The 13,154-nt window shown below is 65.0% G+C and carries 7 protein-coding genes; 4 read left to right on the top strand and 3 right to left on the bottom strand.

Translation table 11 applies throughout. The features are described from left to right. Nucleotides 1–188 precede the first annotated feature (188 nt). From QM741_RS12505 to QM741_RS12515, 3 genes are all read right to left on the bottom strand, one after another. The gene (locus tag QM741_RS12505; protein WP_415208015.1) at nt 189–1,385 is read right to left on the bottom strand and encodes an acetyl-CoA C-acyltransferase; all 1,197 of its coding nucleotides are present in this window, start codon (nt 1,383–1,385) and stop codon (nt 189–191) included. A gap of 148 nt (nt 1,386–1,533) precedes the next feature. Continuing rightward, nucleotides 1,534–3,915, bottom strand: coding sequence for a 3-hydroxyacyl-CoA dehydrogenase/enoyl-CoA hydratase family protein (locus QM741_RS12510; RefSeq protein WP_415208016.1), 2,382 nt, complete (start codon nt 3,913–3,915; stop codon nt 1,534–1,536). 126 nt (nt 3,916–4,041) lie between these two features. Beyond that, a complete protein-coding gene (locus tag QM741_RS12515; RefSeq protein ID WP_415208017.1) occupies nt 4,042–5,823 on the bottom strand; it encodes an acyl-CoA dehydrogenase in 1,782 nt (593 codons plus the stop codon). A gap of 411 nt (nt 5,824–6,234) precedes the next feature. Here QM741_RS12515 and QM741_RS12520 point away from each other — a divergent pair, with 411 nt between their 5' ends. The 4 genes from QM741_RS12520 to QM741_RS12535 are packed head-to-tail and all read left to right on the top strand — an operon-like array spanning nt 6,235 to nt 13,099. Then, complete coding sequence (locus tag QM741_RS12520) at nt 6,235–8,172, top strand: hydantoinase/oxoprolinase family protein (RefSeq protein WP_415208018.1); 1,938 nt, start codon at nt 6,235–6,237, stop codon at nt 8,170–8,172. Between the two features lie 21 nt (nt 8,173–8,193). After that, nucleotides 8,194–8,622, top strand: coding sequence for an acetone carboxylase subunit gamma (locus tag QM741_RS12525; protein ID WP_415208019.1), 429 nt, complete (start codon nt 8,194–8,196; stop codon nt 8,620–8,622). 27 nt (nt 8,623–8,649) lie between these two features. Next, nucleotides 8,650–10,791 carry a hydantoinase/oxoprolinase family protein gene (locus tag QM741_RS12530; RefSeq protein ID WP_415208020.1) on the top strand — a complete coding sequence of 714 codons (2,142 nt, stop codon included), beginning with the start codon at nt 8,650–8,652 and terminating at the stop codon, nt 10,789–10,791. Between the two features lie 34 nt (nt 10,792–10,825). Further along, nucleotides 10,826–13,099 carry a hydantoinase B/oxoprolinase family protein gene (locus QM741_RS12535; RefSeq protein ID WP_415208021.1) on the top strand — a complete coding sequence of 758 codons (2,274 nt, stop codon included), beginning with the start codon at nt 10,826–10,828 and terminating at the stop codon, nt 13,097–13,099. The last annotated feature ends 55 nt before the right edge of the window (nt 13,100–13,154 follow it).

Consider the following 13,154-nt stretch of genomic DNA (forward strand, 5'->3'; position numbering starts at 1 on the left):
GCAGGAGCTCGTTTCGCATGCCGCTCCGATCTGCCGGAAACGGAGAGGAAATCCATGTGAACAACGCGAGATGCTCCCTGAATTCCGTTTCGCGGAGACGAGGATTGACGCCGATGAAAGGAGGTGCCGATCGCAAGCGTCCTCTCGGTAAATCGTTCGTCACAAGAACCAATAGCGTTCGTCTTTCGCTACAAGGCCTCGAAAACCCCCGCGGCGCCCATGCCGGTGCCGATGCACATCGTCACCATGCCGTATTTTTGTTTGCGGCGCTTGAGGCCGTGGAGGAGGGTGGCGACGCGGATCGCGCCGGTGGCGCCGAGCGGATGGCCCAGGGCGATGGCGCCGCCGAGCGGGTTGATCCTGTCGGGATTGAGGCCGAGGTCTTTCGTCACCGCGAGCGCCTGCGCGGCGAAGGCTTCGTTGAGTTCGATCCAGTCGAGGTCGTCCTGCTTGATGCCGGCCTGCTTGAGCACTTTCGGAATCGCCGCCTTCGGGCCGATGCCCATGACCTCGGGTGGCACGCCGGCGACGGCGAAGCCGACGAAGCGGGCGAGCGGGATGAGGGCATAGTCCTTGATCGCCTGTTCGCTGGCGAGCAGCACGGCGCCGGCGCCGTCGGACATCTGCGAGGCATTGCCCGCGGTGACGCTGCCATTGGCGCGGAACACGGTCTTGAGCTTGGCGAGCACGTCGACCGTGGTGCCGGGGCGCGGGCCTTCGTCGTTCTGGATCGTGCGCGTGTCGTCGGTGGTAACTCGCGCGGATAAATCGGGGTAATGGTCGGCGAGGGTAAACGGCGCGATCTCGTCGTTGAACTCGCCTGCGGCCTGGGCCGCGAGCGCCTTGGCGTGGCTGGCGGCGGCGAACGCGTCCTGTTCCTCGCGCGTGACTTTCCACTGTTCGGCGACCTTCTCGGCCGTGAGGCCCATGCCGTAGGCGATGCCGATGTGCTCGTTCGAGAAGATGCCCGGGTTGAACACCGGGTGGTAGCCCATCATCGGCACCATGCTCATCGACTCGGTGCCGCCGGCGAGCATCAGGTCGGCCTCGCCCGTGCGGATGCGGTCGGCGGCCATCGCCACGGCCTGCAGACCGGAGGAGCAGAAGCGGTTGACAGTGACGGCGGAGACGACGTTCGGCAGGCCGGCGAGCAGCACGCCGATGCGGGCGACGTTCATGCCCTGCTCGGCCTCGGGCATGGCGCAGCCGATGATCGCATCGTCGATGCGCGACTTGTCGATCTGCGGAAACTTGGCCAGCGTCGCGTTGATCGCGAAGGCGAGCAGGTCGTCCGGGCGCGTGTGGCGGAACACGCCGCGCGGGGCCTTGCCGACCGGGGTGCGCTGGGCGGCGACGAGGTAGGCGTCTTGGATTTGTTTGGTCATTTCGGTATCTCCGAAGAAAATAATGTGCATGCGACGCACGGATGCGTCGTCGTCGCCGGAGGCTGTATCCGGCGACGGAACACGTGCGCGCGCTTGGCCCGCGCCGTGTTCGCGACAGTTGCGGCAGGATGCCCAATCTGTCGCATGACTAGTTGCGCAGCGGCTTGCCGGTCTTGAGCGTATGCACGATGCGCTCCTGGGTCTTCGGCGTCTGCGCGAGGGCGACGAAGTGCCGGCGTTCGAGGTCGAGCAGCCATTGCTCGTCGACCGGCGAGCCGCGTTCGATCGGGCCGCCGCACAAGGTGTCGGCGATGCGGCTGGCGATGTCGAAGTCGTGTTCGGAGAGGAAGCGGCCTTCGAGCAGGTTGACCAGGGAGGCCTTGAACGTGGCCGTGCCGACGTCGCCGGCGACGGTGATCTGGCGGTCGTACAGGGGCGGTCGATAACCCGATTCGTACAGCGCGCGCGCTTCGTTCTTGGCGACGTACAGCAACTCCTCGGCGTGGAAGACCACGACGTCGCTTTGACGCAGCAGGCCGAGTTCCTTCGCTTCGAGCGCGGAACCGGACACCTTCGCCATCGCCACGGTCTGGAAGGTGCTCTTCAACTGCGTGAACACGTCGCCTTCGATCGCGCGCGCGGAGGCGCGCAGCGCGAGTTCCTTGAGACCACCGCCGGCCGGCAGCAGGCCGACGCCGGCTTCGACGAGGCCGATGTAGCTTTCCAGCGCGGCGACCGTGCGCGCGCAGTGCATCTGGAATTCGCAACCGCCGCCGAGCGCCATGCCGCGCACCGCGGCGACCACGGGCACGAGCGCGTGCTTGATGCGCAGGCTGGTCTGCTGGAAGCGGTTCACGAACGCCTCGAACTCGGCGACCTTGCCGGCCTGCAGCAGGGCGCCCGCGCCGGCGAGATCGGCGCCGGCGCTGAACGGCTCGGCGTCCTGCCAGATCACCAGGCCCTGGAAGTTCCTCTCGGCCTCGTCGATCGCGCGATGGACCGCATCGATCACGCCGGCACCGAGCGTGTGCATCTTGGTCTTGAACGAAAGGATGGCGATGTCGTCGCCGCCGAGCGTCCACAGGCGCGCCTCGTCGGTTTCGAAAACGGTCGTGCCGCGGTCGACCTGGGCGCCGATCGTCGTCTGCGGGAACAACTGGCGCGCGTACACCGGGGCGTTCGAGCGCGGCAGGACCGTGTTCTGCGCGGCGCTCCACGAGCTGCCGTCCGGCTGGTGCACGCCGATGCGGCTGGGATCCAGCGCCCAGGCCGGCAGCGGCACGTTGCTCATCGTCTTGCCGGCGGCGATGTCCTCGCTGATCCACTGCGCCACCTGCGCCCAGCCGGCGGCCTGCCAGGTCTCGAACGGGCCGAGCTTCCAGCCGTAGCCCCAGCGCATCGCGAAGTCGACGTCGCGCGCGCTGTCGGCGATGGCGGCCAGGTGATAGGCGGCGTAGTGGAACAGGTCGCGGTGGACCGCCCAGAGGAACTGCGCCTGCGGGTCGCTGGACGCGCGCAGCTTGGCGAACTGCTCCGCCGGATTCTTGATCTTGAGGATCGCGGCGACCTCGTCGCTGACCTGGCCGGTCTGCGCCACGTAGTCGCCCTTGGCCGGGTCGAGCACGAGAATGTCCTTGCCGACCTTGCGGAAGAATCCCGCGCCGCTTTTCTGGCCGAGCGCACCCTTCGCGACGAGCGCGGCGAGCACGGGCGGCATGCCGAAATAGCCGTGCCACGGATCGTTCGGCAGCGTGTCCTCCATCGTCTGGATGACATGGCCCATCGTGTCGAGGCCGACCACGTCGGCGGTGCGGTAGGTGGCGCTCTTGGGATGGCCGATCGCCGGGCCGGTCAGCGCGTCGACCACGTCGTAACTCAGCTTGAACTGCTCGGTGTGATGGATCGTCGAGAGGATCGAGAACACGCCGATGCGGTTGCCGATGAAGTTCGGCGTGTCCTTGGCGTAGACCACGCCCTTGCCGAGTGTCGTGGTCAGGAAGGTTTCGAGACCGGCGAGCACTTCGGGCATCGTCTTCGCGCAGGGAATCAGCTCGGCCAAGTGCATGTAGCGCGGCGGATTGAAGAAATGCACGCCGCAGAAACGCTCATGCAAGTGAGCGCTAAGAACATCGGCCAAGCTATTGATACTCAAGCCGGATGTATTGCTGGCGAGAATGGCGTTCTCGCTCACGAAAGGAGCGATCTTGGCGTAGAGGTCGCGCTTCCAGTCGAGCTTTTCGGCGATCGCCTCGATGATCAGGTCGCAGCCGCGCAGCAACGCCAGGTGCTGGTCGTAGTTGGCCGGCACGATCGCGCCCGCACGCGAGGCGTCGGCGAGCGGGGCGGGCGAGATTTTCTTGAGGTTCTCGATCGCCTTGAGCACGACGCCATTGGGATTGCCGTCCTTCGCCGGCAGGTCGAACAGCAGCGTGTCGACCCCGGCATTGACCAGGTGCGCGGCAATCTGCGCACCCATCACGCCGGCACCGAGCACGGCCACTTGGCGGATGCGGAGGGGAAAGTTATCCATGAATGACCTCGAATCGAAGACGGAGTGGGGGAGAGGGGGCGGCCAGCAGCGTGCGCTTGAATCATGTCCAGCCGAGCGTGGCTTTGCATTCGAACGTGATCCGGGAATCGTCGCGCGGGCCGCGGATCAGAACGCCTCGATCGGCATCGCGAGCACGCTGCCGCCGCCGTCGACGATCACGTCGCGCTGGGCCGGCACCTGGCTGAGCAGATGTTCGGCGTGGAACCGCGCCGTGGCGATCTTGGCCGCGTCGAACGTGGCGTCGCCGGACGAACCTTGGGCGACGAGCAGCGCGCGCGCGAGCTGCCAGCCGGCCACGGTCGTCGCGGCCAGCATCAGATAGGGCACGGAACCGGCGAACACGGCGTTGACCTGCGGCTTCGCGTGGGCGACCACGTAGTCGACGACCTGCTCGAATGCTTCACGCGCAGGCTTGAGATACTTGAGCACGGCTTTCGCCTCGGCGCTGCCGGATTTGCCAAGCTCGGCTTCGGTCGCCGCGATCTGCGCCGCGATGGCCTTGGCCGTGCGGCCGCCGTCGCGCAGCGTCTTGCGGCCGACGAGGTCGTTGGCCTGGATCGCGGTCGTGCCTTCGTAGATCGTGAGGATGCGCGAGTCGCGATAGTGCTGCGCTGCACCGGTCTCCTCGATGAAGCCCATGCCGCCGTGCACCTGCACGCCGAGGCTCGTGGCGAGCAGGCTCATTTCCGTGGCGTAGCCCTTGAACAGCGGCACGAGGAATTCGTAGAGCGCCTGGTTCTGCTGGCGCACGGCCGCGTCGGGATGCGCATGCGCGCGGTCGTGCGCGCCCGCGGTGAGGTAACCGAGCGAGCGAGCGCCTTCGATGTGGGCGCGCATCGTCATCAGCATGCGGCGCACGTCGGGGTGGTGTACGATCGTGACGCTGTTCGGCGCGGAACCGTCGACCGGCCGCGATTGCACGCGCTCGCGCGCGTAGGCGACGGCCTTCTGGTAGGCGCGCTCCGCCACGGCGATGCCCTGCATGCCGACCGCGTAGCGCGCCGCGTTCATCATGACGAACATGTATTCGAGGCCGCGGTTCTCCTCGCCGACGAGGTAGCCGACCGCGCCGCCGTGGTCGCCGAACTGCAGCACCGCGGTCGGACTGGCCTTGATGCCGAGCTTGTGTTCGATGCTCGTGCAGTAGACGTCGTTGCGCGCGCCGAGGCTGCCGTCGGCGTCGAGCAGGAACTTCGGCACGACGAACAGCGAAATCCCCTTCACGCCTTCGGGCGCGCCCGCAACGCGCGCGAGCACGAGATGGACGATGTTCTCGGCCAGGTCGTGCTCGCCGTAGGTGATGAAGATCTTGGTGCCGAAGACCTTGTAGGTGCCGTCGCCCTGCGGCTCGGCGCGCGAACGCACGAGGGCGAGATCGGAGCCGGCCTGCGGCTCGGTCAGGTTCATCGTGCCGGTCCAGGTGCCTTCGATCATCTTCGGCAGCCAGGTTGCTTTGAGGTCGTCGCTGCCGGCGGTCAGCAGCGCCTCGATCGCGCCGTCGGTCAGCAGGGGGCAGAGCGCGAACGAAAGATTCGCGCTGTTGACGATTTCGAGCGCGGCGGCGAAGAAGGTCTTGGGCAATCCCTGCCCGCCGTGGTCGACCGGATGCTGCAATCCCTGCCAGCCGCCCTCGACGTACTGGCGGTAGGCGTCCTTGAAGCCGGGCGCCGTGGTGACGGCGTGGTCGTGCCAGCTCGCGGCGGCGACGTCGCCCGGCTGGTTCATCGGTGCGAGCACCGATTCGGAAAAACGCGCGGCCTCCTCGACGACGGCCTGCGCCATGTCGGCGTCGGCATGCTCGAAGCCGGGCAATGCGACGACCTCCTCGAGGCCGGCATGGTGGCGCATGCAGAAAAGCAGCTCTTTGACGGGGGCGCGATAGCTCATGGCGATTCTCGAGTTCCAGTTCCTGTGTGAGGCAGCCTATGCAGCCGGCTGTGGATGCGTATTGAAGGACTTGATCGGAATCTTGAACGAACCGGCGCTCGTCGCATGGTTCCTGCGGTAACCGTTGCGCCAGTTCGAACAGGGAAACGGTCGTGGTAATCCGTTTCGGGGCTCGCTCGTGTAAATGGCGATCACGAGTCTTCTCCGCTTATCGCACATTCTGGCGTATTCGCCTTCGGGTCGATACCTACCCATCGGCGTGGGATGCCTCCACCCTTCAGGGGAGGTTCCGGTCATGGACACCTTCTCTAACCTCCAGAGACCGTGTTCGATCTTGCCGCCGACGTCCTGTGCGCTACGGCCGGAATACGCAAAGCCAAGAACTTCAATTGGAAACGGGAGGAGGCCCCCATGGGGATGCTAGTTAGCGTCGACAACGGCGGAACATTGACGGATTTCTGCGTCGTCACCGATGACGCGGTGCATCACGCAAAAACGCTGACCACTCCTTACGACTTGAGCAAGTGCTTCTTCGAAGGCCTGCAGAAGGTTTCCGGCGTCGTCTACGGCAAGCCCGACGTGGGGCGCCTGCTTGCCGACGCCGAGTACATACGGTATTCGACGACCGTCGGCACGAATGCCCTGGTCGAGCGCAAGGGTCCGCGCATCGGAGTCCTCACCACGACGAAGACCGACGTGTCGCGCCTGACCGACAAGGAGCACCTGGCTTCCTTGTTCGAAGGCCTGGTCGGCGAGCGCGTGCGCTCGGTCGATTCCGCGACGACCGACGCCACCGCGTTCGAGACCGCCGTCATCAAGGCGGTCAACGAACTCGCCAACATCGGCGCCGCCCGACTGGTGATCGCGGTCGACGGCGCGGACTTCAAGTCGACGGAAGCGCGCATCAAGGACATCGTCCAGCGCAAGTTCCCTTCGCATCTGCTCGGCGCGCTGCCGATGCTCAGCGCCGGCGACCTGACGGACGATCCGCAGTTCGGCCGCCGTACCTGGACCGCGATCCTCAACTCGTTCCTGCATCCGGCGATGGAGCGGTTCCTTTATTCGGCCGACTATCGCCTCAAGCAGCAGAACACGGCGAACCCGCTGCTGATCTTCCGCAACGACGGCGGCTCGGCACGCGTGGCCAAGACGACGGCGGTGAAGACCTACAGCTCCGGTCCGCGCGGCGGCATGGAGGGCACGCGGGCGCTGGCCGCCCACTACAACTTACCGAAGATCGTTTCCTACGACGTCGGCGGCACGACCACCGATATCGGCATCGTGGAGAACGGCGTCATCCGCGCGTCGCGCAACGGCAAATGCGAAGGCGTCGAAGTGGCCTTCCCGCTCGCCGACGTGATCAGCTCGGGCGTGGGCGGCAGCTCGATCATCGGTGTCGCGGACGGCAAGATCACGGTCGGGCCGAAGTCGGTCGGTGCGCTGCCGGGGCCGGCCTGTTTCGGTCGCGGCGGTGAGGAAGCCACGATCACCGACGTCTTCCTGCTAGAGGGACTGTTGGACAAGAACAGCTTCTTCGGCGGTGATTTCGTCCTCGACGAAAGCCGTTCCAAGGCGTGCATCGAGGCCAAGATATGCGGTCCGCTCAAGCGCTCGCTGGATGACGCGCTGCGCGACATGGAAGCCGCCTGGGTGGGCAAGATCGCCCATTCGATAACGGACTTCGCCGGCAATTGCGGCGATGCGGTGCTGGCCGGGTTCGGCGGCGCCGGCGCCCTGGCGGCCACGGCGATCGCGGACAGCGTCGGCGCAAAGCGGGTTCTCATTCCGCGGCTGGCCGCGGTGTTCAGCGCCTACGGAATCAATTTCTCCAACGTGTCGCAGGAATACCGCGTGGCGCTGCCCGCCGCGACCGCGGATGCGATCAAGAAAGCCTACGGCGACGTGCTGGTGCGCGCGCGCCGCGACATGTACGCGGAAAAGGCGCTGCTCGAGGACTGCCAGACGACCGCGGCCCTGGTGCGCGAACGCGACGGCAACGCGGAAGAGTTCGCGCTTGACGCGAAGACGTTCGCGCTGCCGTGCGACGTGAAGAACGGCGACGTGGTCAGCCTGCAGGTACGCACGGTCAAGCCGGTGCGCTGCGCCAGGATCCATTCCGCGGCGTCCGCGAAGAAACAGAAGGCGAAGAGCAGCGGCGTCCGCAACGTCCTCATGGCGAACGGCAAGCGCGTCGACGTGCCCGTCTACAAGGTCGAGGCGCTGCCGCCGGGAGCCGCCGCGGAAGGGCCGGCCATCATCGAAGAAGCGTATTTCACCGGAAAGGTGGACGCAGGGTGGTCGTTCGAGATCACCGCAGGCGACGACATCCTGCTGACCCGGATCGGATAGGGAGGAGACATAAAAATGAAAGTGCACATCACCGAATACCTGGGCATCGACCTCGACGACGAAATGTGGTTCTGCCGCTCGTGCGACAACCAGCTCATTTCCGCGCGGGACAACTACAAGCGCGGCCTGCTAGTCCACGACCGCGATCCGCGCGAAGTGCATCCGCCGCTCATCGACGCCGACAAGTACGAATATACCTTCTCGCCCGATCCGGCCTATACCGCTCTCCTCGAGTTCTACTGCCCGCATTGCGGAACCATGGTCGAGACGGAATACACCATCCCCGGTCATCCGCCGGTGCACGACATCGAACTCGACATCGATTCGTTGCGCAAGAAGGCGGAAAGCTGGGGCGCGCCGGACGCCAGCCGGAAGGCCATCCCGACTCATCCGCCCAAGCATGCCCACCCGTCGCACATCCCCGGGCATGACCACAAACACAAGCACTGAAGAACGTGCAAACGTGGAGACTCTGCAATGAGTGCTAATCGAATTTCTGTCGACATCGGCGGCACGTTCACCGACTGCTTCGTTTCACATGAAGGAAAGTACGTCCAGGCCAAGGCGCTGACCACGCACCACAACCTTGCGCTCGGTTTCAACGAGGCCCTGGACGTGGCGTGCACGGACCTGAGCATCAATGTGTCCGACCTGTTGCGGTCGGCGGAGTCGGTGCGCTATTCCACCACGCTCGGCACCAACGCGCTGATCGAGCGCAAGGGTCCGCGCATCGGCCTCATCTGCACCGCCGGCTACGGCAGCGTCGTGCCGATCTCGCGTGCGCGCGGCTACGGCGAAGGACTTGCCTACGAACGGCAACGCGATCTGCCTCGCGCCAAGCGGCCGGAGCCGCTCGTCCCTATTCCGATGATCCGCACCATCCGCGAACGCGTCGGCTATGCGGGCGAAGTCCTGCTCGAACTGGACGAGGAGGGCGTGCGCGAGGCCCTGCGCGAGCTCGTCGACGAGGGCGCGGAAACCATCGTCGTCATGCTGACCAACAGCGTGGTCAATCCCGCGCACGAATTCGCGGTGCAGGCGGTGTTCCGCAGCGAATACCCGGACTACATGCTCGGCGCCATCCCGATGCTGCTCTCGCATCAGGTGGCCGGCCGCAAGGGCGAATACACGCGCGCGACCTCGACGATCATCGACGGCTACCTGCACAACGTCATGTACCACGGCCTGTCGACGCTGGAATTGAACCTGCGCGCCAACGGCTACCACAAACCGATGCTGATCAACCACAATTCGGGCGGCCTGGCCCAGCTCAACTCGACGGATGCGTTGCAGACGGTGCACTCCGGCCCGGTGGCGGGCATCGCCGCTTCGGAGCTGCTTTCCGAGGAGGGCGGTCTCGGCAACGTGGTCGCCACCGACATGGGCGGCACGAGCTTCGACATCGGCATCGTGACCGCGGGCGGCGAGAAGCACTACGACTTCCATCCCGTCATCGACCGCTGGCTGGTCAGCGTGCCGATGGTGCATCTGGTCACGCTCGGCGCCGGCGGCGGCTCGATCGCCTCGTTCGACCGCCTGTACAACTCGGTCAAGATCGGTCCGCAGAGCGCGGGTTCCGATCCGGGGCCGGCTTGCTACGACCAGGGCGGCCTCAAGCCCACCGTCACCGATGCCGATCTCCTGCTCGGCTATCTCGATCCGAAGAATTACGCGAACGGCCGCATCAAGCTCAATCCGGCCCGTTCGAAGATGGCGATCGAGGAGCATCTGGCCGACGATCTCGACTTGGAGGTGATCGAGATCTGCAAGGTGATCAAGCAGACCGTCGACCACAACATGGCCAACGGCATCGCCACCGAACTGCGCTCCCGCGGCTACGCGCCCGAACAATTCACCATTCTCGCCTACGGCGGCAACGGCCCGCTGCATTCCTGCGGCATCGCCAATGCCCTGGGCGTGCCGCGCATTCTCGCGCCGCCGTTCAGTTCGGTGTTCTCCGCGCTCGGCGCCGGCAACGTCGACCAGTTGCACATCCACGAATCGTCCACCTACACGGTGCTCTTCCATACCGGCCTGAAGAAGCTGCTGACCGACTACCAGCGTCTCAACGAGACGATCGAGGAACTGGAGCGCCGCGGCAAGCAGGACCTGATCCGTCAGGGCGTCGCGCCCGAACACGTGGCGCATCGTCTGGAATTCGACATGCGCTACGGCAACCAGCGCGTGGAAACGGCCGTCGCCACGAACTTGGCGCGCATCAATTCGCCGCAGGACGTGCTGACCTTGATCCGCGAATTCCATCAGCGCTACGGCGAGCGTTTCGGCGAAGGCAGCCAGGCCACCGAGTCGGGCGTGCGCATCAACACGATCCGCGTGACCAGCTACGTCAAGCTGGAAAAGGTCAAGTTCCACGGCATCAAGCCGTTGTCGAAGCGGTTGCCGGTCGAGCCTGTCGGCGAGCGCAAGTGCCATTTCGTCGGCCAGGCGGGACCGCTCGCTACCAAGATCTATGACGAAGCTGCTCTGAAGCCGGGATCGTTCATCGAGGGGCCGGCGGTGGTGACCACGCGCGCGACGACCTACCTGGTCGAGCCGAACTGGACGTTCCATGCGTCCAACTATGGCGCGGTCTGGTTCACGCGCACCGATGCCCAGTGACCCTTACGCCTGAAATCCCGAAAAGGAAACCGCTATGAACGATATGACTACGGGCCTGGGAGTTCCCTTGTCTGCCGAAGACCAGAAGCTGATCGACCAGTTTCTCATCGAAAACCAGCTCTTCTACGCCCCGGACGAGGAGATCATGCGCGATCACAAGCTCGCGCCGCGTTCGAAGGCCGAGGAGGAAGTGCTGAGCAGGTCCGACCTCGATTCGAACAAGATCGCCCTCGTGCGCGACCGTCTGGGTTCCGCGCTGCAGGAGAGCTTCAACATGGTGGAGCAGATGGGCGTCGCGCCCGGCGCCAAATGGGGCGACCTCGTCTCCGCGGTCTTCACCGAGAACGGCGACCTGTCGCAGATCGGCCCCTACGGCATCGCGCCGTTCGCATCGGTGTGCCAGTATCCGGTGAAGTTCATCCGCAAGTACTGGATGAAGGACAAGAGCGTCGGCGTGCGCGACGGCGACGGCTTCATCCACAACGATTCGCGCTACGGCAACATCCACAACACCGACCAGAGCATGATCATGCCCCTGTACTACAAGGGCGAACTGGTCTGCTGGATCGGCTCGACGATTCACGAAGGCGAGAACGGCGCCATCGAACCGGGCGGCATGCCGTCGATCGCGGAGAGCAAGTTCGACGAAGGGCTCAAGATGTGCCCGTTCAAGGTCGTCGAGAACAACGAGCTCAAGCGCGACCTCGTCAACTTCCTGCAGAATTCGGTGCGCGATCCGAAGCTGCAGCTGGCGGACATGAAGGTCAAGCTGCATGCGGTCATCCGCCTGCGCGAACGCATGATCGCGATCATCGAGGAGTTCGGCAAGGAATACCTCATCGCCACGCTGCGCAAGACGCTCGAGGACACCTCGGCCGAGGTGCGGCGCCGCATCGAAGAATTGCCGGACGGCATCTGCCGCATCAACACGTTCATCGACGGCGACCTGCGCGAGCACGTGCTGTGCAAGTACCCGCTCAAGGTCATCATCAAGGGCGACAAGATGACCTGGGACCTTCGCGGCACCAGCCCGGAGCTGCTCAATCGTTCGATCAACTCCGCCCTGGCTTCGCAGAAGTCCTGCATGCTGTCGAATCTGGTGCTCTACGTGTGGCCCGACCTGCCGGCCAACCAGGCGATACTCGATCCGGTCGACATCCTGACCCACCGCAACACCCTGAGCGACAGCTCGCTCGATGCGCCCAACGCGATGAGCCTGATCCCGATCTTCCGCGCCTTGTCGGTGCCGAACCTCGTCATGGCCAAGTTCTCCTACTGTCTGCCCAAGCGCTACACGGCGATCGTCGCGGCGCACTACAACCAGCCCGCCACGTTCGTCTACGGCGGCATGACCCAGCACCTGGAAGTCACCGGCAACTTCTGCGCCGACATCAACGGCAACGGCGGCGGCGCGCGCGAGAACATGGACGGCGAACACTCGCTTTCGCCGGTATTCGGCTATTTCTCCGATACGGGCGAATTCGAGATCGCCGAGGAAGAGCTGCCTTACGTCCGCCTCGTCGCGCAGCAGTTCGCGAAGGATCGCTGCGGCTGGGGCAAGTACCGCGGCGGCATGGGCTACGAACAGATCATGACCGTACGCGGCACGGACTTCTTCGGCTTCATGACCGGCCAGTGCGGCGGCAAGCACAACTCGGCCCTGGGACTGTTCGGCGGCTACGCCTGCCCGGCCTACCCACTCGGCAAGATCAAGAACATCAACGTGTTCGACACGCTCAAGAACGACCCCGCGAAGGTCAAGTTCGGCATGGTCGAGCTGATGAACGAGCAGGCAATTCCGGGTGCGACGTACATCATGCAGGACGGCGGCATGAACTTCGAACAGTGCCTGGAGGGCGAGGTCTACATGATCTGCCAGGGCGCCGGCGGCGGCTATGGCGACGTGCTCGACCGCGATCCGGCGCTAGTGGTCAAGGACGTGCAGTCCAACCTCGTGTCGATCGAGTGTGCCGAGCGCATCTACAAGGTCATTCTCGATGCGCGCACGTTCGGCATCGATATGGAAGCCACCCGCAAGGCCAGGGCCGCGGAAAAAGCCGCGAGAAAGGCGCGTGGCATCCCGTACGACGAATTCGTCGCCCAATGGGTGACGAAGGAACCGCCCGCCGATCTTCCCTACTTCGGCAGCTGGGACGACGACGAGGAACTCTATGCCACGCCGCCGGGCGGCACGCGGATCAAGCTGAAAGGCGAGGAGTGCCGCGGGGTGATGATCTCCAATCCGAAGGACCGCAAGATCGCGGCCCTGCAGGCGGAAATCGCGGAGCTGAAGAAGAAGACAAAATGAGCCGGGCTCGCCGCCCGCAGCCGTTTCTCGCTTCGCGCGGCAGCATCGAGGCCGA

The sequence above is a fragment of the Rudaea sp. genome, assembly GCF_047601565.1.
In the GTDB taxonomy this organism is placed as follows: Bacteria; Pseudomonadota; Gammaproteobacteria; order Xanthomonadales; family Rhodanobacteraceae; genus Rudaea.